The organism is Aminobacter sp. UC22_36, assembly GCF_044056035.1.
In the GTDB taxonomy this organism is placed as follows: domain Bacteria; phylum Pseudomonadota; class Alphaproteobacteria; order Rhizobiales; family Rhizobiaceae; genus Aminobacter.
Window position 1 is genome coordinate 4712779 of the sequence record NZ_CP171996.1, and the last position, 24994, is coordinate 4737772.

Annotated in this window: 20 protein-coding genes, 1 other RNA gene and 3 pseudogenes; 12 read left to right on the top strand and 12 right to left on the bottom strand. The window is 63.5% G+C overall.

The features are described 5' to 3' along the window. The first annotated feature begins 47 nt into the window (after positions 1 to 47). On the top strand, positions 48 to 1088 hold the full coding sequence (locus tag ACHMW7_RS26540) for a zinc-dependent alcohol dehydrogenase family protein (protein WP_395448370.1): 1041 nt from the start codon (positions 48 to 50) through the stop codon (positions 1086 to 1088). A gap of 77 nt (positions 1089 to 1165) precedes the next feature. On the opposite strand, the gene ACHMW7_RS26545 is transcribed toward ACHMW7_RS26540, so the two are convergent. The 4 genes and pseudogenes from ACHMW7_RS26545 to ACHMW7_RS26560 all read right to left on the bottom strand — a co-directional run bounded on the left by ACHMW7_RS26545 (position 1166) and on the right by ACHMW7_RS26560 (position 4042). Next, positions 1166 to 1489, bottom strand: coding sequence for a YbaB/EbfC family nucleoid-associated protein (locus ACHMW7_RS26545; protein ID WP_395448371.1), 324 nt, complete (start codon positions 1487 to 1489; stop codon positions 1166 to 1168). Between the two features lie 18 nt (positions 1490 to 1507). Beyond that, positions 1508 to 3320, bottom strand: a pseudogene (locus ACHMW7_RS26550) (DNA polymerase III subunit gamma/tau). Between the two features lie 117 nt (positions 3321 to 3437). Further along, an RNA gene (ffs, locus tag ACHMW7_RS26555) (signal recognition particle sRNA small type) lies at positions 3438 to 3534 on the bottom strand. A 67-nt stretch (positions 3535 to 3601) separates the two neighbouring features. Beyond that, entirely contained in the window at positions 3602 to 4042 is a 441-nt protein-coding gene (locus ACHMW7_RS26560) for a DUF1772 domain-containing protein (protein ID WP_395448372.1), read from the bottom strand. 157 nt (positions 4043 to 4199) lie between these two features. Here ACHMW7_RS26560 and ACHMW7_RS26565 point away from each other — a divergent pair, with 157 nt between their 5' ends. From ACHMW7_RS26565 to ACHMW7_RS26575, 3 genes are read left to right on the top strand one after another with little or no spacing between them, the layout of a single operon-like run. Further along, positions 4200 to 4619 carry an HIT domain-containing protein gene (locus ACHMW7_RS26565; RefSeq protein WP_395448373.1) on the top strand — a complete coding sequence of 140 codons (420 nt, stop codon included), beginning with the start codon at positions 4200 to 4202 and terminating at the stop codon, positions 4617 to 4619. A 29-nt stretch (positions 4620 to 4648) separates the two neighbouring features. After that, entirely contained in the window at positions 4649 to 5590 is a 942-nt protein-coding gene (nudC, locus tag ACHMW7_RS26570; RefSeq protein WP_395448374.1) for an NAD(+) diphosphatase, read from the top strand. Then, the gene (locus ACHMW7_RS26575; RefSeq protein ID WP_395448375.1) at positions 5587 to 6462 is read left to right on the top strand and encodes a phosphotransferase family protein; all 876 of its coding nucleotides are present in this window, start codon (positions 5587 to 5589) and stop codon (positions 6460 to 6462) included. Before nudC ends, ACHMW7_RS26575 begins: the two co-directional genes overlap by 4 nt. Before the next feature lie 27 nt (positions 6463 to 6489). Here ACHMW7_RS26575 and ACHMW7_RS26580 read toward each other — a convergent pair whose 3' ends face one another. Together ACHMW7_RS26580 and ACHMW7_RS26585 are read right to left on the bottom strand one after the other, a co-directional pair. Further along, entirely contained in the window at positions 6490 to 7326 is an 837-nt protein-coding gene (locus ACHMW7_RS26580) for a prephenate dehydratase (RefSeq protein WP_395448376.1), read from the bottom strand. 17 nt (positions 7327 to 7343) lie between these two features. Beyond that, positions 7344 to 8072 carry a 3-deoxy-manno-octulosonate cytidylyltransferase gene (locus tag ACHMW7_RS26585; protein WP_395448377.1) on the bottom strand — a complete coding sequence of 243 codons (729 nt, stop codon included), beginning with the start codon at positions 8070 to 8072 and terminating at the stop codon, positions 7344 to 7346. A 200-nt stretch (positions 8073 to 8272) separates the two neighbouring features. Here ACHMW7_RS26585 and ACHMW7_RS26590 point away from each other — a divergent pair, with 200 nt between their 5' ends. The 7 genes and pseudogenes from ACHMW7_RS26590 (at position 8273) to ACHMW7_RS26620 (ending at position 17676) form a co-directional block, all read left to right on the top strand. Next, complete coding sequence (locus tag ACHMW7_RS26590) at positions 8273 to 8896, top strand: c-type cytochrome (RefSeq protein WP_395448378.1); 624 nt, start codon at positions 8273 to 8275, stop codon at positions 8894 to 8896. A 152-nt stretch (positions 8897 to 9048) separates the two neighbouring features. Next, positions 9049 to 10923: an extracellular solute-binding protein gene (locus tag ACHMW7_RS26595; RefSeq protein WP_395448379.1), complete on the top strand. Its 1875-nt coding sequence runs from the start codon at positions 9049 to 9051 to the stop codon at positions 10921 to 10923. After that, positions 10920 to 12791, top strand: a complete 1872-nt coding sequence (locus ACHMW7_RS26600) for an extracellular solute-binding protein (RefSeq protein WP_395448380.1) — start codon at positions 10920 to 10922, stop codon at positions 12789 to 12791. The genes ACHMW7_RS26595 and ACHMW7_RS26600 overlap by 4 nt, the downstream gene beginning before the upstream one ends. A 45-nt stretch (positions 12792 to 12836) precedes the next feature. Next, positions 12837 to 13943: a microcin C ABC transporter permease YejB gene (locus ACHMW7_RS26605; protein WP_395448381.1), complete on the top strand. Its 1107-nt coding sequence runs from the start codon at positions 12837 to 12839 to the stop codon at positions 13941 to 13943. After that, a complete protein-coding gene (locus ACHMW7_RS26610; RefSeq protein WP_395448382.1) occupies positions 13943 to 15085 on the top strand; it encodes an ABC transporter permease in 1143 nt (380 codons plus the stop codon). Before ACHMW7_RS26605 ends, ACHMW7_RS26610 begins: the two co-directional genes overlap by 1 nt. Beyond that, a pseudogene (locus ACHMW7_RS26615) lies at positions 15082 to 16712 on the top strand (ABC transporter ATP-binding protein). The gene ACHMW7_RS26610 and the pseudogene ACHMW7_RS26615 overlap by 4 nt, the downstream one beginning before the upstream one ends. 20 nt (positions 16713 to 16732) lie before the next feature. Then, a pseudogene (locus tag ACHMW7_RS26620) lies at positions 16733 to 17676 on the top strand (2-hydroxyacid dehydrogenase). On the opposite strand, the gene ACHMW7_RS26625 reads toward ACHMW7_RS26620, so the two are convergent. The 3 genes from ACHMW7_RS26625 to ACHMW7_RS26635 all read right to left on the bottom strand — a co-directional run bounded on the left by ACHMW7_RS26625 (position 17673) and on the right by ACHMW7_RS26635 (position 20413). After that, complete coding sequence (locus tag ACHMW7_RS26625; RefSeq protein ID WP_395448383.1) at positions 17673 to 18533, bottom strand: NlpC/P60 family protein; 861 nt, start codon at positions 18531 to 18533, stop codon at positions 17673 to 17675. The pseudogene ACHMW7_RS26620 and the gene ACHMW7_RS26625 overlap by 4 nt on opposite strands. Continuing rightward, positions 18530 to 18880 carry a MarR family winged helix-turn-helix transcriptional regulator gene (locus tag ACHMW7_RS26630; RefSeq protein WP_395448384.1) on the bottom strand — a complete coding sequence of 117 codons (351 nt, stop codon included), beginning with the start codon at positions 18878 to 18880 and terminating at the stop codon, positions 18530 to 18532. Before ACHMW7_RS26630 ends, ACHMW7_RS26625 begins: the two co-directional genes overlap by 4 nt. A gap of 168 nt (positions 18881 to 19048) precedes the next feature. Further along, on the bottom strand, positions 19049 to 20413 hold the full coding sequence (locus ACHMW7_RS26635; RefSeq protein WP_395448385.1) for a leucyl aminopeptidase family protein: 1365 nt from the start codon (positions 20411 to 20413) through the stop codon (positions 19049 to 19051). A gap of 135 nt (positions 20414 to 20548) precedes the next feature. Between ACHMW7_RS26635 and ACHMW7_RS26640 the strand changes: the two genes are divergently transcribed. Then, positions 20549 to 21358 (top strand): tetratricopeptide repeat protein, encoded by an 810-nt coding sequence (locus ACHMW7_RS26640; RefSeq protein WP_395448386.1) that lies wholly within the window; start codon positions 20549 to 20551, stop codon positions 21356 to 21358. Positions 21359 to 21427: 69 nt separating this feature from the next. Here ACHMW7_RS26640 and ACHMW7_RS26645 read toward each other — a convergent pair whose 3' ends face one another. From ACHMW7_RS26645 to ACHMW7_RS26655, 3 genes are read right to left on the bottom strand one after another with little or no spacing between them, the layout of a single operon-like run. Then, on the bottom strand, positions 21428 to 22444 hold the full coding sequence (locus tag ACHMW7_RS26645) for a type II secretion system F family protein (RefSeq protein WP_395448387.1): 1017 nt from the start codon (positions 22442 to 22444) through the stop codon (positions 21428 to 21430). A 4-nt stretch (positions 22445 to 22448) separates the two neighbouring features. Continuing rightward, a complete protein-coding gene (locus ACHMW7_RS26650; RefSeq protein WP_395448388.1) occupies positions 22449 to 23462 on the bottom strand; it encodes a type II secretion system F family protein in 1014 nt (337 codons plus the stop codon). A gap of 28 nt (positions 23463 to 23490) precedes the next feature. Continuing rightward, the gene (locus ACHMW7_RS26655; protein ID WP_395448389.1) at positions 23491 to 24990 is read right to left on the bottom strand and encodes a CpaF family protein; all 1500 of its coding nucleotides are present in this window, start codon (positions 24988 to 24990) and stop codon (positions 23491 to 23493) included. Positions 24991 to 24994: the final 4 nt, after the last annotated feature.

The following is a 24994-nucleotide window of genomic DNA, read 5'->3' on the forward strand; positions in this document are numbered from 1 at the left end:
CGAAACCGGCACGCCGTGCGGCGGCCAAAGAGCGCGAGGAAAAGACCGTGAAAGCTGTCCTGTTCGAACAGTTTGGGCAGCCGCCAAGGGTGCAGAACGTTGCCGATCCGACGCCTTCTTCGGGCGGCGTCGTCATCAAGGTCGAGGCGACAGGCCTGTGCCGCAGCGACTGGCACGGCTGGATGGGGCATGACGCCGACATCGTGCTGCCGCACGTACCCGGGCACGAGCTCGCCGGCACGATCTCGGCGCTTGGCAGCCAGGTCACGCGGTGGCGCATCGGCGACCGCGTCACCGTGCCCTTCGTCGGTGGCTGCGGCCATTGCTTCGAATGCAACTCGGGCAATCATCAGGTCTGCGAACACCAGTTCCAGCCCGGCTTCACCGCCTGGGGTTCATTCGCCGAATATGTCGCTGTCGATTTCGCCGACACCAATCTGGTGCGGCTGCCCGAAACACTCGACTTCGCCACCGCCGCCAGTCTCGGCTGCCGCTTCGTCACCTCGTTCCGCGCGGTTGTCGACCAGGGTTGTGTCAAGCCGGGCGAATGGGTTGCCGTGCATGGCTGCGGCGGTGTCGGGCTGTCGGCGATCATGATCGCGTCAGCCGCGGGGGCCAATGTCATTGCCATCGACCTCGCCGATGACAAGCTGGAATTTGCCCGCAAGATCGGGGCGATAGCCACGATCAATGCCTCCAGCACCAATGACGTTGTCGGTGCTGTCAGGGAGATCACCAGGGGTGGCGCGCATCTGTCGCTCGACGCGCTCGGCCACCCCACGACCTGCTTCAATTCGATCGCCAATCTTCGCCGGCGCGGCCGCCATGTCCAGGTCGGGCTGATGCTCGGCGACCACCATCACCCCAAGATCCCGATGGACAAGGTGATCGCCCACGAGCTCGAAATCCTCGGCAGCCACGGCATGCAGGCGTTCCGCTACCAGGCGATGATGGAGATGATCGAGACCGGCAAACTCAAGCCCCAGATGCTGGTCGGCAAACATCTCAGCCTCGACGAAGCCCCCGGCGCGCTGATGGCGATGGACAAGTTCGAGGGGCTGGGGATCAGCGTGGTGACCCGGTTCTAGCGAGTAGTTTGACGGGCGAAGGCGCCTGAACTTCAAGCGCTACCTCACTACTCCCTGCTCCCTATTCGCTTACTGGTTCAGAACGGCAGCTTCATGCCGGGCGGGATCGGCAGGCCGGCGGTCAGCGCCTTGGTCTTTTCCTGCATCGTCGCCTCGACCTTGGCCTTGGCATCATTATGCGCGGCAACGATCAGGTCCTCGAGGATCTCGCCCTCGCCGTCCCTGAGCAGCGACGGATCGATCTTCACCGACTTCATTTCCGACTTGCCCGAGAGCGTCACGACGACCATGCCACCGCCGGACTGGCCTGTGGCTTCGATCTGGGCGACCTCTTCCTGCATGGCCTGCAACTTGGCCTGCATTTCCTTCGCCTTGCCCATCAGGCCAAGCAGATCCTTCATGGTCGTGTTCCTTTCATCTCAAAACGGGTCGTCATCGTCGTTGTCGATGCCCGGATCGGGCGGCAACTCGGTGTCGATGTCCAGATCGGGCGCATCAGGCGCTGTCGGCAGGCGCACATCGATGATCTTGGCGCCGGGGAAGCGCGACAGGATCGCAGCCACCGTCGGGTCGGCCTTGGCATCGGTAAGTGCGACCTCGCGCTTGTTGGCCTCGATCTCGGCGAGCGTCGGCCCGCCCTCCTCGCGCGACAGGGAAACCATCCAGTGTCGGCCGGTCCAGATCTTCAGCTTGGTCGTCAGGTCGTTGAGGAAAGTGCGCGGCGCATCTGATGTCAGGCTGCATTCGATGTGGCCGGGCTCGATGCGCACCGGGCGCACGGCGCGGCGGATCAACACCTTGAACGCCATTTCCCGGTTCGCTTCAGCCAGGTTCGCCAATTCGGCGATCGTACGCACAGGCACGGCATCAGCAACGGGTTCCGGCGCCGGCGTCGGCGCAACGAAGGCCGCGGGCGCACTTTCCACCAGGCGCATCGCCTGGCCACCGCCATTGCTGACCGGCATGCGCGCCTGCGACACGGCCGAGGCACCAGCCCCCGCCATTGCCGGCACCGGGTGCCATGCCGCCATTTCGTGGTCCAGGCGACGGCTGCGACGGCGCGTCGCCCAGCGATTTCAGCGCTTCGTCGAGCGTTGGCAGGTCGGCGGCGTGCGCCAGCCTGATCAACACCATTTCGGCGGCACTGACCGGCCTGTTGGATGACTGCACCTCGGGAATGCCCTTCAGCAGCATCTGCCAGGCGCGCGACAGCACGCGCACCGACAGGCTCTGGGCGAACTCGACACCGCGCTTGCGTTCGTCTTCCGACAGCGAGGCGTCGTCGGCAGCCGACGGCACGAAGCGCAGGCGCGTGACCAGATGGGTGAACTCGGCAAGGTCGTTGAGTACTGCGACGGGATCTGCGCCGGTGTCGTACTGGGCGCGCAACTCGCCGAGCGCTGCGGCGATGTCGCCCTTCATGATGTTTTCGAACAGGTCGACGACACGGGCGCGGTCGGCAAGGCCGAGCATGGCGCGCACCGCCTCTGATGTCACCTTGCCGCCGCCATGCGCGATGGCCTGGTCGAGGATCGACAGCGAATCGCGTGCCGAGCCTTCGGCGGCACGCGCCACCATCGCCAGCGCGTCGTCTTCGACCTCGATGCCTTCCTGCGCCGAAATGCTGCGCAGGTGGCCGACAAGCTTGCCGGCATCGATGCGGCGCAGGTCGAAGCGCTGGCAGCGCGACAGCACGGTGATCGGGACCTTGCGGATTTCAGTGGTGGCGAAGATGAACTTCACATGCGGAGGCGGCTCTTCCAGCGTCTTGAGCAGGCCGTTGAAGGCCTGCGTCGAGAGCATATGCACCTCGTCGATGATGTAGACTTTGTAGCGCGCCGAAACGGGCGCATAACGGACGCGATCGATGATGTCGCGGATGTCGTCGATGCCGGTGTGCGAGGCGGCGTCCATCTCGATGACGTCGACATGGCGGCCTTCCATGATCGCCTGGCAATGTTCGCCAAGCACGGTCAGGTCGACCGAGGGACGGTCGATGTCCGATGTCTTGTAATTGAGCGCGCGGGCGAGAATGCGGGCGGTGGTGGTCTTGCCGACACCGCGAACGCCGGTCAGCATCCAGGCTTGGGCGATACGTCCGGAGGAAAAGGCGTTGGTCAGCGTCTGGACCATCGGCTCCTGGCCGACGAGTGCTGTGAAATCCGCAGGCCGGTACTTGCGCGCGAGAACGCGGTAGGCCTTGCTCTTTTCGGTTTGTCCGGCTTCGCTCATCCGCCCCGTCGCCCGTTCGTATTGGCGCCCCTGCCTCGGCCGCAACGGGCCGATTCCGCGAAACGAGTTTCGCCCGCACGGCGCAACGCCGTCAATGACGCGGAGAAGGGCGAAGAGGCGGGAGGCTGGAACAATGACCCGTTCCGGGCTCGTTAGGGCTGCTTCCTTCCGGACCTGACCCGGTTGGCGAGTGGATCGTCCACCACCAACCTCCCAACCCCCATATCGGCAATTGCCGCACCAATTGCAAGAGCCAAGGGTGACATGTCCGCAGGAGAGAATCAGGCAACGCCGAAATTCAGCGCCCAGAGATAGGCGGCCGTCGCAGCGATACCCAGGCCGGTGCGCAGCGCATGCAACGTTCCCCAATGTACGATCAGCCGGCGGGATGCGGCGCCGCCTTCCTCGTTCGGTATCGCCTCGAGCCGCTTGTTGGTCGGCATGATGCCGAGCATCGTGTAGGGCCAGTTGGCAAGCATCAGCACGGCGCCGACGCCCCATCGCCAGTCGGCCGTCAGCCAGGCGGCGAGCAGGCCAAGCAAACCGGAGACGACAGCAAGGCTTGCCTGCATGGTGAAACCGGCAGCATAGCTCGGCTTCCACTGCGCGAGCAGGTTCTTGTCATCTAGGCCAAGCCGCGCGGGTTGCTCGGCGAAATTGATGTAGAATGCCGCGCCGGCAAAGGCGGCCGCGAGAACGAGGGCGATCTGACCGGCAAACATCGCGTATCTCCACTGGGAGTTCGACCTATAACATATCGTCGCAACGCCAGTGCGTGTCAGCACGTCCCAAGCATGGCTTCGGGCCTGCCTATTTCAATGATTCGCTTGCAGCCACGGCAGCCACACTCTAGCCTTCGCCTAAACAAGGGAAACGCAAATGATGTCGGGGCTCAAGGCCGGGTTTACGCTGGATTCGCGTCTCGACGCCGACAGCGAACCGCTGATGTGGCTCGGCCTTTGCGAATTGCGCATCATGAACGACCGGCGCTGGCCCTGGCTGGTGCTGGTGCCGCAGCGCCCCGGCGTCGAGGAAATCCATGACCTGACCCCGCTCGACCAGGCAATGCTGACCTTCGAGAGCAACATGGTGGCGCATGCGCTGAAGCAATCCACCGGCTGCGCCAAGATCAACAGTGGTGCGCTTGGCAACATCGTGCGCCAGCTGCACTTCCATATCGTCGCCCGCTCGGAGGGCGATCCCGGCTGGCCAGGCCCGGTCTGGGGCCATGGCGTGCGCGAGCCCTATCGCCGCGACGATCTCCACCGGTTTGCCGAGCGCATCAAGACCGCCCTATAAAGCGGCGACCAATCCGGACCGAGTTTCAGATGCCTTTCAGCCTGTTTAACGCACCGCCGCGTGAAGCCAGCCATTTCCTCGGCTTCGCCGGCAACATCATCGACCGCCAATCGGAAAAGCGCAGTGACGATTCAGCACGGCTGGCGCTAGCCGAACCCGACGCAAGGCTGCTTCTGGTCGCGTCAGGGCGGCTGGTGCTCGATTTCAGCGACACTTCGCCCACCCCTTATTTCACGCTCGCGGCGGCCGAGGCACTCGGCGCCCAGACCGGCGAGGCGATCCTGCTCGGCCGCGCAGATGACATCGCCATGCTGGCCCTGCCCATCACTGCCGAACAGGAAGTCCTGCCGGAGCACCTGAAGGCCATCGACTTCCGCTCGATCCTGGCGCAACGCCTGACCGACGAGGCCGGGCTCGGCGCCCTGGCGCAGGGCGCAGCACTGCTTGCCTGGAACGCCAGCCACCGCTTCTGCGGTCGCTGCGGCGCTGAAACCGAGATGCGCGCCGGCGGCTACAAGCGGCGCTGCACGGGATGCGGTACCGAACATTTTCCCCGCACCGACCCTGTCGCCATCATGCTGACCGTGTCGGGCGACAAGTGCCTGATGGGGCGAGGCCGGCATTTCGCGCCCGGCGTCTATTCGGCGCTTGCCGGCTTCATCGAGCCGGGCGAAACCATCGAGGCGGCGGTGCGGCGCGAAACGCTTGAGGAAGCAGGCATCCGGCTTGGCCGCGTCGTCTACCATTCGAGCCAGCCCTGGCCGTTCCCCTATTCACTGATGATCGGCTGTTACGGCGAGGCGCTCAACGAGGACATCTCCATCGACGCCGACGAACTGGAGGACTGCCGCTGGTTCCCGCGCGATGAAGTCCTGCAAATGCTCGACGGCACACATCCGGGCGCACTTAGAGTACCGCCGGGCCATGCCATCGCCCACCAGCTCATCCGCACCTGGGCAGACGCAGAGTGACGCCGGAGACGACCCTCGACGCCTTCCGCTCAGCAATCGTCCGGGCCTTTGCTGAACTCGAAGACGCAAGTTTCACACTGCTCGCCCCGGGCTGGCACAGCAACGCTGTCGACGTCGACGACCGGCTGGTGTTCAAGTTCCCGCGTCACGAAGCGGCCGAACAGGCGCTTTCAAGGGAAGCCCGGCTGCTCGCCCTTGTCCGCCCGGGCGTCACCATGCCGGTGCCGGACCTGACATTACATGGCGGCCCGCCTGTATTTTCCCGCCACGACAAGCTCAGGGGCGAACATCTTCTGACAGTGCGTTATGAAGCATTGCCCGACCGTGCCCGCCACGAGCTGGCCGAGAAGCTGGCGCTGTTTTACGCCGAGCTCCACCGGCTCGACCAACCCGCGATGGAAGCTGCCGGCGCCGGGCCGATCGAAGCCTGGATCGAGCCGGACGCGATACTTCGGCGTAGCTGGCCAGTATTGCCGGAACATCTGCGGGCCTACGCGGACCGCACCATCGCCGCATGGCAGAACCTGCCGCCCGATCCACACGGCACGACATATGGCTTCTTCGACGGCCACGGCTGGAACATGGCGTTCGACCATTCAGCCCAACGACTCAACGGGATCTATGATTTTGCCGATTCAGGCTTCGGCGACCTGCAGCAGGAATTCATCTACTCGAACTTCATCGCGCCCGACCTGACGGCGCGGATCGTCGCCGCATATGAGATGCTGACCGGCCGCCACCTCGACCGGCAACGCATCGAGCTGCTCAGCAGCGTGCTCAGGCTGTCGGAGCTGGCCAGTGCGGCTGACGATCCCGAGCATCTGCCTGCGATGCTCGGCTATGTCGCCAACTGGGCTACGCGAGAAGCCTAGTCGCCGTTGTTCTGCGTGCCACGGAATTCATTCGGCCTCGTAGACGCCGAGGATGCGCACCTCGCGGGTGAAGAAGCGCAGCTCCTCCAGTGCGAGCGCCACTAGGCGATCGTCGGGATGCCCCTCGATATCCGAGTAGAACTGGGTCGCGGTGAACTCGCCACCGAGCTGGTAGCTTTCCAGCTTGGTCATGTTGACGCCGTTGGTGGCGAAACCGCCCATCGCCTTGTAGAGCGCTGCCGGTACGTTGCGAACGCGGAAGACAAACGTCGTCATCATCTTGGTGTCGGGATTGCTGCGCTCGGCCCAGCTCTTGCCTTTCGACAAAACGACGAAGCGGGTGACGTTGTTTTCGGTGTCCTCGACATTTTCTTCGAGAATATCGAGACCATAGAGCGAAGAGGCCAGCCGTGGCGCGAGTGCCGCCATCGTCGGGTCCTTGACCTCGGAGACGAACTTGGCGGCACCGGCGGTGTCGCCGGCGACCACCGGCTTCCAGCTGTTCTTGCGGATGTATTTGCGGCACTGGCCGAGCGCGTGGATGTGGCTGTGCACCGTCTTGATCTCCGAGCGCTTGACGCCCGGCAGCACCATCAGCTGGAAATGGATCGGCAGGAAGTATTCGCCGACGATGTGCAGCTTGGATTCCGGCAGCAAATGGTGGATGTCGGCGACGCGGCCGGCGATGGTGTTTTCGATCGGGATCATCGCCAGATCGGCCTTGCCGGTCTCGACCGCGTTGAATGCGTCCTCAAAGGTCGGGCAAGGCAACGGCTCCATATCGGGATAAACGTTGCGGCAGGCGGTGTCGGAATTGGCACCCTGCTCGCCCTGGAAGGCGATCTTTTTGGTCGTGGTCGGCATGGTTGACCTGTCTTTGTCTATTTCGAGAGGAGTTCGCGAGCGCGTTCGAGATGTTCCGGCGTGTCGACGCCCAACGGCACCGTGTCGACGATTTCGACGTCGATGCGCATACCGGCTTCCAGCGCGCGCAGCTGTTCGAGACGCTCGCGCCTTTCGAGCGGCGACGGGCCAAGCCCGACAAAACGCTCGAGCGCGGCACGGCGGTAAACATAAAGCCCGACATGATGATAGAGCGGGCCGTCGCCCCAAGGCGCCGTCGCACGGGTGAAATAGAGCGCCCTCATCCGCTGCGCCGACAGCGGCGAGCCAATGATCTTGGGAACGTTGGGATCGACCTTTTCCTCGTGGCGGGTGATTTCCACGCCGAGCGTGGAAATGTCGACTGTCGCTTCATCAAGCGGCCGCAGTGCGGCCTGGATGATCGCCGGGTCGATCGTCGGCAGGTCGCCCTGCACATTGACGATTGTGTCGACCGTGCCCTTCGGGTCGAGCGTGGTCAGCGCCTCGAAAATGCGGTCCGAACCCGACTCATGATCGACGCGGGTCATCACCGCTTCGAAGCCATGCGCCCTCACCGTTTCTGCCACGATCTCGGTGTCTGTCGCCACCACGACGCGGCCAAGCCCGCTTTCCGACGCGCGGGCCGCGACATGGACGATCATCGGGCGGCCGGCGATATCGGCCAACGGCTTGCCAGGCAAGCGCGTCGAGGCCATGCGGGCGGGGATCAGGATTAGGGTGGACATGGCTGGCGTGACTGTTTCTAAATGGCGTTGGAAAGTGGCAAAAGGTCTCACTGGAAGGGCCCTTATAGGTGTTGCAACCGGCAAGCAAAAGACCTAGTTTCCGCGCGATTTCACCCGGCCTGCCGGGGCGATAGACGATACCGACGAACGGCAGCGGTCGCAGAGGATGGCGATCGGCCGGATAAGGGAGCCAGGGGCGTATGGACTCATTTGAAGTGAACAAGATACTCGGCGGCCTGCTGGGTACTGCCTTTGTGGTGTTCTCGATCTCGCTGGTGTCGGACTCGATCTTCGCAGCTCCGGTTCCCGAAAAGCCGGGCTTTGCCATCGAGGCCGCTGAAGAAGGCGGCGCAGGTGCCGGCGGCGGTGAAGCCGCTCCGGCTGTCGTTCCGATCGCGCAGCTGCTGGCAAGCGCCAACGCCGAAGCCGGTGCTGCCATATTCAAAAAGTGCACCGCCTGCCATTCCATCGAAAAGGGCGGCCCCAACAAGGTCGGTCCGGATCTCTGGGGCGTGGTGAACCGTCCGATCGCCTCACATGAAGGCTTCGCCTATTCGGGCCCGATCAAGGAATTCTCCGAAGGTGGCAAGGTCGTCTGGGACTTCGAGCATCTCAACCACTTCCTGACCTCACCCAAGGGCTACATCAAGGGCACCGCGATGGGCTTCGCCGGCATCAAGAAGGATGACGAGCGCGCAAACCTGATCGCCTACCTGAATTCGCAGTCGGATAGCCCGGCACCGTTGCCCGCAGCTGATGCGGCTCCGGCCGCAACACCTGCTGCAGCTCCAGCCGAAGGCGCTGCACCGGCGACCGCTCACTAAGCGATTTGTAATCTTCGCATCTTGAAAAAGCCGGGTTTAGCCCGGCTTTTTTATTGCCTGGCGCAAACATGAGGCGACAATCGTCTAACAGTGGTTTCCATGCGCCGGGAATGAATTAGAGTGTCGCAAAGCACCGGGCGAAGGGGATTTTCATGAAGGCTTGCCTGACCAGGTTTCTTGCCGTTGCGGCTCTCGCCGCGGCGGCTCTGTCCGGCGCGGCCGCTTCCGCCACTGCCCAGGAATGGCAGACCAGCTCGTCGTTGAACGGCACTTCGAAATACGGCCAGGATTTCAAGCAATACGACTACGTCAACCCGAACGCCCCCAAGGGCGGGACGTTGAATTCGACGGTCGGCGGCACCTTCGACAGCTTCAATCCGTATATCGTCAAAGGCGCGTCGGCCGCCGGCTTCTCCTATTTCGGCGGCGGCCTGCTCTATGAAACGCTGATGGAGCAATCGCTCGACGAACCCAGCACCAGCCATCCCATGATCGCCGATGCCTACAAGTTTCCGGCCGATTACTCTTCCGCGACGTATCGGCTCGACCCGCGCGCCAAGTGGCACGACGGCAAGCCGATCACCACGGACGATGTCATCTGGTCGTTCAATTTCCTGAAGGCAAACAGCCCGCAATACGGCCAGTACTACACCAACGTGAAGGAGGCCGTCGCAACTTCGGACCGCGAGGTCGAGTTCCGTTTCGACCAGAAGGGCAACCGCGAGCTTCCCAAGATCATGGGCGATCTGGTGGTCCTGCCGAAGCACTGGTGGGAGGGTACCGACGCCTCGGGCAAGAAGCGCGACATCACCCGTCCGACGCTCGAAATCCCGCTCGGCTCCGGTCCCTACAAGGTCGAGAGCTTCAAGCCGGGCACGGAGATCGTCTGGAGTCGTGTACCCGACCATTGGGGGGCCACCGTCGGGGTCAATGTCGGACGCAACAACTTCGACAAGCGCCGCTACTCCTACTTCCTCGACGACAGCGCCGAATGGCAGGCCTTCACCAAAGGCGGGATTCAGGACATCAAGGCTGAAAACAGTTCGCGACGCTGGTCGACCCAATACACGTTCCCTGCCTTCCAGGCCGGCGACGTCATCAAGCGGGTGTTCGAGACGACATCCGGCGAGCCGTTTCAAGGCTACGCGCTCAACCTGCGTCGGCCCCAGTTTCAGGATCGCCGCGTCAGGCAGGCGCTGACGCTGGCCTACAATTTCGAATACATGAACCGCACGCTGTTTTTCGGGCTCAACACCCGAACCAGCAGCTATTTCCAGGGCCAGGATCTGGCCTCCAGCGGCCTGCCTACCGGCAAGGAACTGGAGCTGCTCACACCCTTCAAGGACAAGCTGCCGCCCGAGCTTTTCACCGAGGCGTTCAAGCTGCCGGTCTACGATACACCGCAGGCTGAGCGGCAGTATCTGCGCCAGGCAGTCGCGCTGCTTGCCGAAGCCGGCTGGCGCGCCAGCGGCGGCAAGCTGATGAACGAGAAGACCGGCGAGCAGTTCAAGATCGAGTTCCTCGGCAAGGACACCACCGACGAAGTTATTGCCAGCCCCTTCATCGACAGCCTGCGCAGGCTTGGCATAGACGCGACCCTGCGCATGGTCGACACCAGCCAGTACATCAACCGGATCAATGAATTCGACTTCGACGTGACGACGACAACGCTCAACCAGTCGTCCTCGCCCGGCAACGAGCAGCGCGACTTCTGGAGTTCGAAATCGGCCGCCAAGCCGGGTTCGCGCAACATCATGGGCATCAACGATCCTATTGTCGACGCGCTGGTCGAACGAGTCATCTTCGCTACCGATCGTGATGACCTGCTTGCCGCAACCCATGCGCTCGACCGGGTGCTGTTGTGGAACTACTATGTCGTTCCGCAGTACCACCGGGCGGTCGTCTGGCTGGCCTACTGGAACAAGTTCGGCATTCCTGAAAGGCAGCCGAGCTTCATCGGTGCCGACATCGATTCCTGGTGGATCGACAAGGACAAGGAAGCCGCGCTGGCGGCCAAATACAAGTGAGCCCGCGCCCGACCCGCCGCGATTTCCTGGCGCTCGGCGTTGCCGCTGTCGCAGCGCCATTGCTGCCGGGACGCGCCTTTGCAGCGAGCCCGACAGGCACGGGCCTGCATGGCCTGTCGGCCTTCGGCGACCTCAAATACGGCCCCGACTTCACGCATTTCGACTTCGTCAATGTCGACGCGCCCAAGGGCGGCACCTTCAACTTCTCGCCGCCCAACTGGGTTTTCAACCAGAGCCCGCTGACCTTCAACACGCTGAACACCTTCGTTGCCCGTGGCGACGCCCCACCGCGCATGGGGCTGTGCTACGATTCGCTGATGACGTCGGCGCTCGACGAGCCGGACGCGATCTACGGCCTGCTGGCGAAGTCGGTGACCATTTCGGACGACCGCAACAGCTTCGATTTCGCGCTTCGGCCCGAGGCGCGGTTCCATGACGGCACGCCGGTCACCGCCGAAGATGCGGCCTACGCTTTCGAGCTGTTCAAGAAGGATGGCCACCCGAGCCTTCTCCTGCCGCTCAGCCACCTGACCGAAGCCAAGGCGCTCGATGCCCATACGCTGCGGCTCAGCTTCGACGGCAAGCAGTCCGACCGGACGTTCCTCGACATCGCAACCTTTCCCATCCCGGCCAAAGCCTTCTTCGAGGCCAATCCCTTCGACGCTTCGCAGCTCAAGCAGCCGCTGGGATCCGGGCCCTACAAGGTCGGCCGCGTCTCCCCGGGCCAGACCGTCGAGTTCGAGCGGGTGGCCGACTATCGGGGCCGCGACCTGCCGGTCAATCGTGGCCTCTACAATTTCGATCGTATCCGCATCGAGTTCTACCAGGACAGGCAAGCCGGATTCGAGGCCTTCAAGAAGGGCGATATTCTCTTCCGCCAGGAATTCACCTCGCGCGTCTGGGCAACGGGCTACGATTTCCCCGCGCTCAAGGCAGGCAAGGTGGTCAAGCGCGAATTCCCCAGCGAGAAGCGGCCGACGATGCAGGCGACGGCGCTCAACCAGCGGCGCGAGCGTTTCCGCGACCCGCGCGTGCGCCGGGCCGTTGCGCTGTGTTTCGACTTCGAATGGACCAACCGCAACCTGTTCTACAGCGCCTACCAGCGTTCGCAATCGACCTTCGAGAAGTCGCCCTATCGCGCCGAGGGCCTGCCCTCGCCCGCTGAACTGGCACTGCTTGAACCTTTCCGCGGCCGCGTTCCCGACGAAGCTTTCGGCGAGGCGGTGCTGCAGCCGCCATCCGACGGCTCTGGTCGCGACCGCAAGCTGCTCGGGCAGGCAACGAAGCTGCTTGCCGAGGCAGGCTGGGCGCGCAAGGACGGCAGCCTGCGCAATGCCAGGGGCGAGGCTTTGACACTGGAAGTGCTTGTCGATGACGACACGTTCGTCAGGGTGTTTTCGCCCTGGATCGAGAACATGCGGGCAATCGGCATCGACGCATCCGCGCGGATGGTCGACTCGACACAATATCAGGCGCGACAGACGAGCTTCGACTTCGATGCGATCGTCATGGCCGTGTCCTTTTCGGCAACACCCAGCCGCGACGAGATCGACGGGCTGTTCCATTCGCGCGCGGCCGGCATGCAGGGCTCGACCAATCTGCCCGGTACGGCCGACCCTGCCATCGACGCGCTGATCGACGCCGTGGGTGCGGCCAAGGACCGCGATACGCTGACGGTTGCCATGCGCGCACTGGATCGGGTCTTGCGCGCCCGGCAAGACTGGATTCCAAATTGGTTTTCGGCGAATCACCGCGCCGCCTTCTGGGATATGTTCGGCTACAAGGAGCCGAAGCCGGATTTCGGCTTCCCAGTCGAGGTCATGTGGTGGTTCGACAAGGACAAGGCTGCACGTATTGGCAAGACCTGAGATTTCTTCATATGACACCACGCTCCGTGTGAGGGGCCTCGCCTGATGGGCGCTTATATCCTCCGCCGCCTCCTGTTGATGATCCCGACCCTGTTCGGCATCATGGCGATCTCGTTTGCCGTCATCCAGTTCGCGCCGGGCGGCCCGGTCGAGCAGGTCATCGCCAAGCTGACGGGCCAGGGCGGCGACGCAGGCGACCGCCTCTCCGGCGGCGGCAGCGGCGATGCCGCCGGCAACACCTTCGATGCCGCGGGCGGCGAAGGCTCGTCCAAGTATCGCGGCGCCCAAGGCCTCGACCCGGAATTCATCGCCAAGCTCGAAAAGCAGTTCGGCTTCGACAAGCCGCCGCTCGAGCGCTTCGGCATGATGCTGTGGAACTACATCCGCTTCGATTTCGGCGAGAGCTATTTCCGCGACGTCTCGGTGCTCGACCTGATCCTCGAAAAGATGCCGGTGTCGATCTCGCTCGGCATCTGGATCACGCTTCTGTCCTACCTGATCTCGATCCCGCTCGGCATCCGCAAGGCGGTCAAGGACGGCTCGACTTTCGACATCTGGACCAGTGGCGTCATCATCATCGGCTACGCCATCCCGGCCTTCCTGTTCGCCATCCTGCTGATGGTGCTGTTTGCCGGTGGGTCGTTCTTCGACTGGTTCCCGCTGCGCGGCCTGACCTCGGAGAATTTCGATCAGCTGTCGCTCGGTGGCAAAGCGCTCGACTATCTCTGGCATCTCGCGCTGCCGCTGACCGCGCTGGTGCTGTCGGCCTTCGCCACAACCACGCTCCTGACCAAGAACTCGTTCCTCGACGAGATCCGCAAGCAATATGTCGTCACCGCCCGTGCCAAGGGCCTGTCGCAGCGCCAGGTGCTCTACGGCCACGTCTTCCGCAACGCCATGCTGATCGTCATCGCCGGTTTCCCCGGTGCCTTCATCTCGGCCTTCTTCACGGGATCGCTGCTCATCGAAAACATCTTCTCGCTCGACGGGCTCGGCCTGCTCGGCTTCCGCTCGGTGCTCGACCGCGACTACCCGGTGGTCTTCGCCAATCTCTACATCTTCTCGCTGCTCGGGCTGTTCGTCGGCCTGCTCTCCGACCTGCTCTATACCTGGATCGATCCTCGCATCGATTTCGAGCGGAGGGATGTCTGATGTCGGCGGTCGATAGCGTCGCCGTGGCGGTCAAGCGGCCGTGGCTCTCACCGATCAACAAGCGGCGCTGGCTGAGCTTCAAGGCCAACCGTCGCGGCTACTGGTCGTTGTGGATCTTTCTCGTCCTGTTCGTGCTGTCGCTGTTTTCCGAACTGATCGCCAATGACAGGCCGCTGCTGATCCGCTTCAAGGGCGAGTTCTATTCGCCGATCGTCAGCAACTATGAAGAAAGTACATTCCTCGGCGATGAGGGCTTCCTGCCGGTTACCGACTACCGCATCTCGGTGGTGCAAGAGGCGATCGCCGCCAATGGCTGGGTGATCTGGCCGCCGATCCGCTACTCCTACCGCACCACCAACAACGAGATCCCCGAGGCGGCACCCGCCAAGCCGTCCTGGATGTATGCCAAGGACGTGCGCTGCCAGCGCTATCCCGCGGGGGTCGACGACCCCAACTGCACGGTCGGCAACTGGAACTGGCTCGGCACCGACGACCAGGCCCGCGATGTGCTGGCCCGCGTCATCTACGGCTTCCGCGTCTCGGTGCTGTTCGGCCTGATCCTGACCGCCGGCTCGGCGCTGATCGGCGTCACCGCCGGCGCGATGCAGGGCTATTTCGGCGGCTGGACCGACCTGCTGTTCCAGCGCTTCATCGAAATCTGGTCGGCGATCCCGGTGCTCTATTTGCTGTTGATCGTCGCCGCCATCCTGCCGCCGGGCTTCTTCATCCTGCTCGGGCTGATGCTCTTGTTTTCCTGGGTGGCGCTGGTCGGCGTGGTACGGGCCGAGTTCCTGCGCGCCCGCAATTTCGAATACGTCAACGCCGCCCGCGCGCTCGGCGTGCCCAACCGCACGATCATCTTCCGCCACCTGTTGCCCAACGCCATGGTGGCGACGCTGACCTTCCTGCCGTTCATCCTCAACAGCTCGATCTCGACGCTGACCTCGCTCGACTTCCTCGGTTTCGGCCTGCCGCCCGGCTCGGCCTCACTCGGCGAACTGCTCAAGCAGGGCCAGCGCAACCTCAATGCGCCATGGCTCGGCTTGTCCGGCTTCGTGGTCATCTCGCTGATGCTGTCGCTGCTGATTTTCGTCGGCGAAGCGACCCGCGACGCCTTCGACCCAAGGAAGACGTTCAAGTGAGCGACGCCCCTCTCCTTTCGGTCCAGGACCTGTCGGTCGCCTTCAGCCAGGGCGGCGCGACGACGATTGCCGTCGACCACATCTCCTTCGACATCGCCAAGGGCGAGACGGTGGCGCTTGTCGGCGAATCGGGTTCCGGCAAGTCGGTATCGGCCTTGTCGGTGCTCAAGCTCCTGCCCTATCCGCCGGCAAGCCACCCGTCGGGCAAGATGATGTTTGGCGGCCAGGACCTGCTGGCGCTCGACGAAAATGCATTGCGCAAGGTGCGCGGCAACAAGATCACCATGATCTTCCAGGAGCCGATGACCTCGCTCAACCCGCTGCACACGATCGAGCACCAGATCGTCGAGGTGCTGTCGCTGCATCAGGGCATGCGCGACAAGCAGGCCAAGGCGCGCACGCTCGAACTGCTTGAGGAAGTCGGCATCCGTGATCCCAAGAAGCGGCTCGACGCCTATCCGCACCAGCTCTCAGGCGGCCAGCGCCAGCGCGTGATGATCGCCATGGCACTCGCCAACGAACCCGAGCTGTTGATCGCCGACGAGCCAACGACTGCGCTCGACGTCACGGTCCAGGCGCAGATCCTCGAGCTGCTCGCCAAGCTGAAAGCCCGCAAGGGCATGTCGATGCTGTTCATCACCCATGACCTCGGCATCGTCCGACGTATCGCCGACCGCGTCTGCGTCATGACCAAGGGCCAGATCGTCGAGACCGGGCCGACGAAGGAGATCTTCGCCAACCCGCAGCACAGCTACACGCGCCATCTGCTCGCAGCCGAACCGAAGGGCAAGCCGCCGGTCGTCGATGCCTCGGCCAAGACTGTGATGTCGGGTTCAGACGTCAAGGTGTGGTTCCCGATCAAGCAGGGTTTCTTCCGCAAGACCGTCGACCATGTGAAGGCCGTCGACGGCATCGATGTTGCCGTGCGCGCCGGCCAGACCGTCGGTGTGGTCGGCGAATCCGGCTCGGGCAAGACCACGCTGGGGCTGGCGCTGACCCGCATGATCTCGTCGCAAGGCCGGATCGACTTCGACGGCCGCGAGATCGACAAGTTCAGCTTCAGCGCCATGCGGCCGCTGCGGCGCGAGATGCAAATCGTGTTCCAGGACCCGTTCGGCTCGCTCAGCCCACGCATGTCGGTCGCCGACATCATCGAAGAGGGTCTCAAGATCCACGAGCCCGCTCTCAAGGCCGCCGAGCGCGATCGCAAGGTTGTCGACGTGCTGCGCGAGGTCGGCCTCGATCCCGAGACGCGCTTCCGCTATCCGCACGAATTCTCCGGCGGCCAGCGCCAGCGCATCGCCATTGCCCGCGCCATGGTGCTCAAGCCGCGCTTTGTCATGCTCGACGAGCCGACCTCGGCGCTCGACATGAGCGTGCAGGCGCAGGTTGTCGACCTGTTGCGCTCGCTGCAGGCCAAGCACGACCTTGCCTATCTGTTCATCAGCCACGATCTCAAGGTGGTGCGCGCGCTGGCCAATGAGGTCATCGTGATGCGCAACGGCAAGGTGGTGGAAGCGGTCCGTCCGAACAGATTTTCGAGCGTCCGCAAACCGACTACACTCGGGCGCTGATCTCGGCGGCATTCAGGATCGAAACCGCGCCGACCGGCGTGGTCAGCGAATAGCAGGACTTCAAGGGAAGAGCATGTCGACCAAGGGCAAGATCCTTCTTTCGATCACCGGGTTCAATCCGCAGCGCTGGTACGAATTGCTGTCGGCGGAGCGCGACGTCGTGCTCGAACCCGATGGCGCGGCCGACCCTTCGATCGAATATGCCGTGGTGTGGAAGCAGAAGCCTGGCACGCTCGCCAAGCTGCCGAACCTCAAGGCGATCTTTTCGATCGGCGCCGGCGTCGACCATGTCTTTGCCGACCCCGGCCTGCCCGAGGTGCCGATCGTGCGCGTGGTCGCCGACAATCTCAGCCAGCATATGACCGAATATGTGATGTGGCGGGTGCTCGACCATCACCGTCAGGGTCAGCTCTACCGCGCCCAGCAGACCAAGAAGGCCTGGCACGAGCCGCCGCAGCGGCCGGCAGAGGACATTTCGGTCGGCATCATGGGCATGGGCAATCTCGGCCGCGCCGCAGCCGACGTGCTCAAGGCCGTCGGCTTCCGCATCAATGGCTGGAGCCGCAGGCCGCAGGAGGTCGCTGGCGTCACCACCTTCAGCGGCGATGCCGGGCTGGTGCCGTTCCTCAATGCAACCGACATTCTCGTCGTGCTGCTGCCGCTGACGGAAGCGACCAAGGGCATCATCAACTATGGCCTGCTCAAGGAACTGCGCCGGCGCAACGGCCTCGGCGGTGCCGTGCTGATCAATGCCGGGCGTGGCAGATTGCAGCGCGACGCCGACATTCTGCGCGCGCTCGACGACGGTACGCTGAAGGAAGCGAGCCTCGACGTGTTCGAGGTCGAGCCGCTGCCCAAGACGAGCCCGATGTGGAATCACCCAAGGTGTTCGTCACCCCGCATGCTGCGGCGACCTCCGACCCGGCGCATCTGGTGGCACCCATGCTCAAGCAGATGGATGCCTTCGAGCGCGGCGAACCGCTGGAGAATATCGTCGACCGCAACGCGGGGTATTAAGGCCGTCTGAAGCCGGTCGGGCCGCCATAGAGGTAGCCGATGCGGTCGATGGCTTCGCGCAGGCCCTCGCGGGCGACGGTCATGGTGTGGCCGTTGGCATGGATCATGTTCTCGCCGTCGGTCATGATGGCGACATGGCCTTTCCAGAAGACGAGGTCGCCGCGCCTGAGCTGTGAAAAATCCGCGCCCGCATCGACCGGTGTGCCGAGCGAAGCTTCCTGCATGTCCGAATCGCGCAACACATTGCGCCCTGTCATGCGCATCGACAGCTGGACCAGGCCGGAGCAATCGATGCCGAAGGCGCTGAAGCCGCCCCAGAGATAGGGCGTGTCGATCAGCCGTTCCGCAACTAAAACGAAGTCGTTGGCCTTGGTGTCTACCGGCGCCAGGTGCTGGGTAACCAGCGCTTCGCCCGACGCCAGCAGGCCGTAGCGCGTGCCGCGCGTCTCGGCGAAGCCGGTGATGGCGACACACGAACCGATGGACAGTTGGCCACTGCGCGGAAACTTCATGTCTGGGCCGGGATAGACGAAGGTGCGCTGGGCGGTGACGACATGTGTCGGCTCAGCTCCACGCGGGGCAAGATCGCCCGCCGAGACATAACCGACATAACCGTCGCGCTCGGCCTGGAGCCAGGCAAACCCTTCGTTCTCCTCGAAGACCAGGACCTCGTCGCCATAGAGAAGCTGGGTGTTGAGGCCGGCATCGGGACGCGGCGCCTTGCGCACGTCGGCGACGGGTACGGAAATGCGCGTCGGGCGGCCGGCGACAAAGCGCTCGGCGGCGACCTCGCCTTGAAGGCGGGCGTCGGCAAGGTCTGGACGGAAGGCGTGAAGGCGGCTGTCGCGGGCGGTCAAATCGGAAGCTCCATGGCTTTGGCGATGATAGCATCGCCCAAACGCTCGACATAGAGCGCACCTTCGACGGTGCGCCGGATCAGGACGTTACGCTTGTCACTCTCGTCGCGGTGGCGCGACACCAGCTTGAGCGCGCCCATGGTGTCGAGCGCGCGGGTGATGACCGGCTTGCTGACACCGAGCCGGGCCGCAAGCCCACGTATCGTATGCGGCGGCGGGTCGAGATAGATGGTGAGCAGGATCGCCATCTGGCGCAGCGTCAGGTCGGGCGCGTCGTCACGCACCTCGGACAGGGAAAACTGCTGCAGCAGTCTCAGCGACTGGCTCGGACGCAATGCGATCGGCATGACGCCAGCATCCACGCTAATTGTTTCGGTTCCGTTTCAGTCAAGAAGGAATTTACGGCGAAGGCAAGGCGGCCCAAGACATAACGCCCTCTCCGCCTCGCCCCTTCGACGAGCTCCAGGGCTCGACACCCCTCCCCGCAATGCGGGGGCGAGGAACTTGCGCCAGCCTCAGCCAAAGCGCGCCGAAATCACCTTCTCCAGCGCGCGGATGGCTTGCGCCTCGCCGCCGGTCGGGCCGTGCGGGCGGTCGGCGGGGTTCCAGGCGAAGATGTCGAAATGCGCCCAGCTGGACGTCTTTTCGACAAAGCGCTTGAGGAACAAAGCAGCGGTGATTGAACCGGCGAAGCCGTCCGTCGTGACGTTGTTCATGTCGGCGATCTTCGACGACAGTTTCGAATCATAGGGCTTCCACAACGGCATGCGCCAGATCGGATCCTCGACGGCAACGGATGCCGCGGCGAGTTCGGCGGCGAGCGCTTCGTCGTCAGTGTAGAACGGCGGCAGGTCGGGGCCGAGCGCCACACGCGCGGCACCCGTCAGCGTCGCCATGTCGATCAGCATTTCGGGCTGTTCTTCATCGGCAAGGGCCAGCGCATCGGCGAGCACCAGCCGGCCCTCGGCATCGGTGTTGCCGATTTCGACCGTGATGCCCTTGCGGCTTTGCAGCACGTCGCCGGGGCGGAAGGCGTTGGCGGAGATCGAATTCTCGACCGCCGGGATGAGCACGCGCAGCCTGACATTGAGCTTGGCCGCCATGATCATCGCGGCGAGGCCAAGCACGTTGGCAGCGCCGCCCATGTCCTTCTTCATCAACAGCATGCTCGACGCCGGCTTGATGTCGAGGCCGCCGGTATCGAAGCACACGCCCTTGCCGACAAGCGTGACCTTGGGCGCATCGTTCGGGCCCCAATTCAGGTCGACGAGGCGCGGCGCATCGTCGGAGGCGCGGCCAACCGCATGGATCATCGGAAAATTATGCTTGAGCAGGTCGTCGCCAAGCGTGACCCTGACCTCGGCGCCGTGGGCGCTAGCCAGCTTCCTGACCGCAGCCTCCAACGCCGACGGCCCCATGTCGTTTGTCGGCGTGTTGACGAGGTCGCGGACGAGGAACACCGACTCGACGATGCGGTTCAGCCTGATAGCGTCGACACCTGCGGGCACGGCAAGGCCAAGCTCCCGGCCCGGCTTCTTGCCGTAGCGGGTGAAGGCGTAGCCGCCGAGAGCGGTGCCAAGCGCGGCCAGTTCGGGCTGTGCCGGCGCGCTGGCGAAATGCCAGTTGCCTGCGGGCAGGTTGCGCGCGAGCGTACCGAAAGCAAGTCCGCTGTCGCCCTGGCCGGTGCCGAACAGCGCGCCTGCCAGCCTGCCGTCAGTGCCGGGGATTGCCAGCACCTTGCCCACCTCGCCGGCGAAACCGTTGGCATTGGCCCAGGCCAGGATTTCGGCGGAGAGCCCGGCATTTTCGAGACCGCCCTTGGCGACGAGGTGAATCGGCAAGGCGTCGGAGGGCTTTTGCTCGAACAGTTCGACCGGCATATCGGCTTCCTTCAGTCTCGGATGGAACAGCGTTTCAGCGCGTTCTTAACCATCCGTTAGGGTTAACAGAATATTTCTCCAAAGCGGGGAAATGGCCGGAGAATGGCCACGCGGACGAATGGAGACCCGTCGCCGATGTTGACCAATCGCTCGATGAACGCAACGGGAAAACGCCTTGTCAGGGCGGCATTGCTGACGCTGCTGATGGCAAGCGTTGCCGGCTGCGGCGCCTCCAGGATGACCACCGGTTCGATCGGCCGCGGCAAATCGGTCGACACCATGTCGACCGGCGCCATTGGTGGCTCCGCCGACCAGATCGGCCGCACCTATGCCAGCGACCCCAACAACAAGCCGGTGGCAATGCAATACGCCTCGGTGCTGCAGATGAAGGGCCAGACTGACCAGTCGCTGGCGGTGATGCGCAAGCTCGCCATCGGTTATCCCAAGGACCGCGACGTGCTTGCCGCCTATGGCAAGGCCCTCGCCGCTTCGGGCGAGTTGGAACCGGCACTTGATGCCGTGCGCCGCGCCCAGACGCCTGAATATCCGGACTGGAAGCTGGTGTCGGCGGAAGCTGCGATCCTCGACCAGCTTGGCCAGACACAAGAAGCGCGCGGCCTCTATCGCAAGGCGCTCGACCTCAAGCCGAACGAGCCGACGATCCTGTCCAATCTCGGCATGTCCTATGTGCTCGAAGGCGACCTGAAGTCGGCCGAGACCTATCTGCGTTCGGCGGCGTCACAGCCCGGCGCCGACAGCCGCGTGCGCCAGAATCTGGCCCTGGCGGTCGGGTTGCAGGGCCGCTTCGACGAGGCCGAGCAGATCGCCAGCCAGGAGCTTTCGCCCGAGCAGGCGCAGGCCAATGTCAGCTATCTCAGGGGCATGCTGGCGCAGCAGAACGCCTGGAACCAGATCAAGGCCAACGACAAGCCAAAGAAGAATTGACCGGCCCGTCTGCTTGAAATGAAAAAAGCCGCGTCGTGACGCGGCTTTTTTGTTTGTCCGTATCAGGCCTTATTCGCTGCTCGACTGCTTCGCGTCGCCGAAAATGCCACGCTCGCTGACTTGCATGCCGGCCGGGCCGAGGATGACAGCAAACAGTACCGGCAGGAAAAACAGGATCATCGGCACGGTCAGCTTGGGCGGCAAGGCTGCCGCCTTCTTTTCGGCGGCGTTCATGCGCATGTCGCGGCTTTCGGCCGCCAGCACGCGCAGCGCATGGGCCACAGGCGTGCCGTAACGTTCGGCCTGGATCAGTGCCTGGGTGACGGACTTGACCGAATCGAGACCGGTGCGGGAGGCCAGGTTCTCATAGGCCTGGCGGCGTTCGGTGAGATAAGACAGCTCGGCATTGGTGAGCACGAACTCCTCGGCAAGATCGACAGACTGGGCACCGATCTCGTCGGCGACCTTGCGCAGCGCAGCTTCGACCGACATGCCAGACTCGACGCAGATCAGCATCAGGTCGAGCGCGTCAGGCCAGGCCGCCTGGATCGACTGCTTGCGCTTGGTGGCGCGGTTGGTGACATAAAGCACCGGTGCGTAGAAGCCGGCATAAGCCAGCACCACGCAGACGAAAAGCTTCATGAAAAACGGCTTTTCCGCAAATCCGCCAAGCACGAAGACATAGAACGCACCAAGTGCCAGGCCAATGAAGGGAAGAACGAGACGAAAGAACAGGAACCGGGTCAGCGGGTTCTGGCCGCGGAAGCCGGCGATCTTGAGCTTGATGAGCGTCGCCTCGTCAACCAGGGCGCGACGCAGGTCCAGCCGTTCGACGATGTTGCGCATGCCGATCGACTGCTGCTCGCGCAGGCCCTTGTGGCGGCGGTCGGCTTCCGCAGCGAGACGGATGCGCTGCTTGGCCCGCAGTTCGTCGCGTTCGAGCGCCACAGCCTTCATCCGCCCCTTGAGCGGATTGCCGCTCAGCGAAGGCAAGACGGTAAAGACGGTGGCGAACACCGCGACCGCGACGAGCAACGCGATGAGGAAGGACGGATCGGTGAGCGATTTGACGATCTGGTCTGTCACGGTCCTAAACCTCGAAATTCATCATCTTGCGCATCACGAAGATGCCGATCGCCATCCACACGCCGGAGACGCCGAGAATGAGGTTGCCGGTACTCGTGGTGAACAGCGGCATGATGTAGTTCGGGCTTGAGAGGTAGACGAGCAAAGCAACGATGATCGGCAACGATCCGATGATGGCGGCCGAGGCCTTGGCTTCCATCGACAGCGCCTGGATCTTGGCTTTCATCTTCTTGCGGTCGCGCAGCACCCGCGACAGGTTGCCGAGCGCTTCGGAAAGATTGCCGCCGGCCTGGCTCTGAATCTGGATGACGATGCCGAAAAAGCCGGCCTCGGGGCACGGCATCGTCTCGGTCATGCGCAAGGCGGCTTCCGGGATCGAGACGCCGACCTGCTGGGCTTCGACCAGGCGCCGGAATTCACCGCGAACCGGCTCGGGCGATTCCGAAGCAATGAGGCGGATGCCGTCATTGAGGGGCAGGCCGGACTTCACCGCGCGGACGATGATGTCGAGCGCATTGGGGAACTCTTCGAGGAACTGCTTGACGCGGCGGCTGCGACGGAAGGAGACAAACCACCTGGGCAAACCAATGCTACCGGCAAGCAGCGCGCCGGGCAAAATGATCAGCGGCGCGCCGGCAATAAACAGCAAGCCAGTGACAATCACTCCACAGATGGCCGAATAGACATAAAAGCGCTCGATCGTGACCAACATGCCGGCCTGGCGAATCTGGACGCGCAGCGGCGGCTTCTTGATGTTGCGGTCCTTGGCCTTCTGCTTTTCCTCGAGCTCCTTGATCGTGTCCTGGACAGACTTGCGCCGCTTGGCGACTTCGGCGACCCGGTCGCGCGAGGCCTTGACCACCGACCGATCGGAATCGGTCTGCCGGACGGACGCAATGCGCCGATTTGTATTGCTCTGGGTCTCGATGCGGTTGAACAAAAAGGCATAGGCCACCGCGCCGGCGCTCAGACCGGCAAGGGCGATGAAGATCAGCATCATGGCGTCGAGGCCGAACATGGCGCGTCAGATCCTCATCTTGTGCATATCAGTCCGCTGCCTTTTCCATGGCTTCGAGAGCAGTCGCCAGACGCGCCTCCTCACCATAATAGCGGGCGCGATCCCAGAAGTTCGGTCGTCCGATGCCGGTGGAGACATGCTGGCCAATCAGCCGGCCATTCTGGTCTTCGCCCTTGATGTTGTAGAGCACCAGGTCCTGCGTGATGATGACATCGCCTTCCATGCCGATCACCTCGGTGATGTGGGTGATGCGGCGAGAACCGTCGCGCAGGCGCGCCGCCTGGATGATGATGTCGACGGAGCCGACGACGATCTCGCGCACGGTCTTTTGCGGCAGCGAATAACCACCCATGGCAATCATCGCCTCGATACGGTTGAGGCATTCGCGCGGGCTGTTGGAGTGGATGGTGCCCATCGAGCCGTCATGGCCGGTGTTCATCGCCTGCAGCAGATCGAAGACCTCAGGTCCGCGCACTTCGCCGACGATGATGCGCTCGGGGCGCATGCGCAGGCAGTTCTTGACGAGATCGCGCATCGTCACCTCGCCCTCGCCTTCCAGATTGGCCGGGCGCGTTTCGAGGCGGACCACATGTGGCTGCTGCAGCTGCAGTTCGGCCGAGTCTTCGCAGGTGATGACGCGTTCATCGCGGTCGATATAGTTGGTCAGGCAGTTGAGCAGCGTCGTCTTGCCCGAACCCGTACCGCCGGAGATGATGATATTGCACCGGACACGGCCGATGATCTTCAGCACTTCCGCGCCATGCGGCGAGATCGCACCAAACTTGACGAGCTGATCGAGTGTCAGCTTGTCCTTCTTGAACTTGCGGATGGTCAGCGCAGCGCCATCGATCGACAGCGGCGGTGCGATGACGTTGACGCGGGAGCCGTCCGGCAGGCGCGCATCGCAGATCGGCGAGGATTCATCGACCCGGCGGCCGACCTGGCTGACGATGCGCTGGCAGATGTTGAGCAGCTGCTGGTTGTCGCGGAAGCGGATGGAGGTCTGCTCGACCTTGCCGTTGACCTCGATGTAGACGTTCTTGGCGCCGTTGACCATGATGTCGGCGATTTCATCGCGCGCCAGCAGCGGCTCAAGCGGACCGTAGCCGAGCACGTCGTTGCAGATGTCTTCGAGCAGTTCTTCCTGCTCGGAGATCGACATCGCGAAATTCTTGATCGCGATGATGTCGTTGACGATGTCGCGGATTTCCTCACGCGCACTGTCGGGGTCGAGCTTGGCAAGCTGCGACAGATCGATGGTGTCGATCAGCGCCGAAAACACCTGGCTTTTGGTGTCGTAGTAGCTTTCGCTGCGTTCGCGCTGCGCCTTGCGTGGCTCGGGTGCAAAGGACGGCGATGTCTCGAAGGTACGGCGTGGCGCAGCTGCCGGAGCGGCAGGCGAAGGCGTCGCGGGGCGCGGCGCGACCAGCGTGTCGCCAGCCTGGGGCGCCACGGGCGGGGGCGTTGCGAGCGGCCGGAATCCCGGTGGGGCGCGGTTACCGTCGTCGTTGCCTCTCTTACCGAACATGATC

What these genes read in the sequence shown, in the direction of transcription:
- ACHMW7_RS26545 (WP_395448371.1), bottom strand. Translation starts at nt 1,489, where the DNA reads ATGAAGGATCTGCTTGGCCTGATGGGCAAGGCGAAGGAAATGCAGGCC.
- ACHMW7_RS26560 (WP_395448372.1), bottom strand. Translation starts at nt 4,042, where the DNA reads ATGTTTGCCGGTCAGATCGCCCTCGTTCTCGCGGCCGCCTTTGCCGGC.
- ACHMW7_RS26565 (WP_395448373.1), top strand. Translation starts at nt 4,200, where the DNA reads ATGATGTCGGGGCTCAAGGCCGGGTTTACGCTGGATTCGCGTCTCGAC.
- nudC (WP_395448374.1), top strand. Translation starts at nt 4,649, where the DNA reads ATGCCTTTCAGCCTGTTTAACGCACCGCCGCGTGAAGCCAGCCATTTC.
- ACHMW7_RS26580 (WP_395448376.1), bottom strand. Translation starts at nt 7,326, where the DNA reads ATGCCGACCACGACCAAAAAGATCGCCTTCCAGGGCGAGCAGGGTGCC.
- ACHMW7_RS26585 (WP_395448377.1), bottom strand. Translation starts at nt 8,072, where the DNA reads ATGTCCACCCTAATCCTGATCCCCGCCCGCATGGCCTCGACGCGCTTG.
- ACHMW7_RS26590 (WP_395448378.1), top strand. Translation starts at nt 8,273, where the DNA reads ATGGACTCATTTGAAGTGAACAAGATACTCGGCGGCCTGCTGGGTACT.
- ACHMW7_RS26595 (WP_395448379.1), top strand. Translation starts at nt 9,049, where the DNA reads ATGAAGGCTTGCCTGACCAGGTTTCTTGCCGTTGCGGCTCTCGCCGCG.
- ACHMW7_RS26605 (WP_395448381.1), top strand. Translation starts at nt 12,837, where the DNA reads ATGGGCGCTTATATCCTCCGCCGCCTCCTGTTGATGATCCCGACCCTG.
- ACHMW7_RS26610 (WP_395448382.1), top strand. Translation starts at nt 13,943, where the DNA reads ATGTCGGCGGTCGATAGCGTCGCCGTGGCGGTCAAGCGGCCGTGGCTC.
- ACHMW7_RS26630 (WP_395448384.1), bottom strand. Translation starts at nt 18,880, where the DNA reads ATGCCGATCGCATTGCGTCCGAGCCAGTCGCTGAGACTGCTGCAGCAG.
- ACHMW7_RS26635 (WP_395448385.1), bottom strand. Translation starts at nt 20,413, where the DNA reads ATGCCGGTCGAACTGTTCGAGCAAAAGCCCTCCGACGCCTTGCCGATT.
- ACHMW7_RS26640 (WP_395448386.1), top strand. Translation starts at nt 20,549, where the DNA reads ATGTTGACCAATCGCTCGATGAACGCAACGGGAAAACGCCTTGTCAGG.
- ACHMW7_RS26650 (WP_395448388.1), bottom strand. Translation starts at nt 23,462, where the DNA reads ATGTTCGGCCTCGACGCCATGATGCTGATCTTCATCGCCCTTGCCGGT.
- ACHMW7_RS26655 (WP_395448389.1), bottom strand. Translation starts at nt 24,990, where the DNA reads ATGTTCGGTAAGAGAGGCAACGACGACGGTAACCGCGCCCCACCGGGA.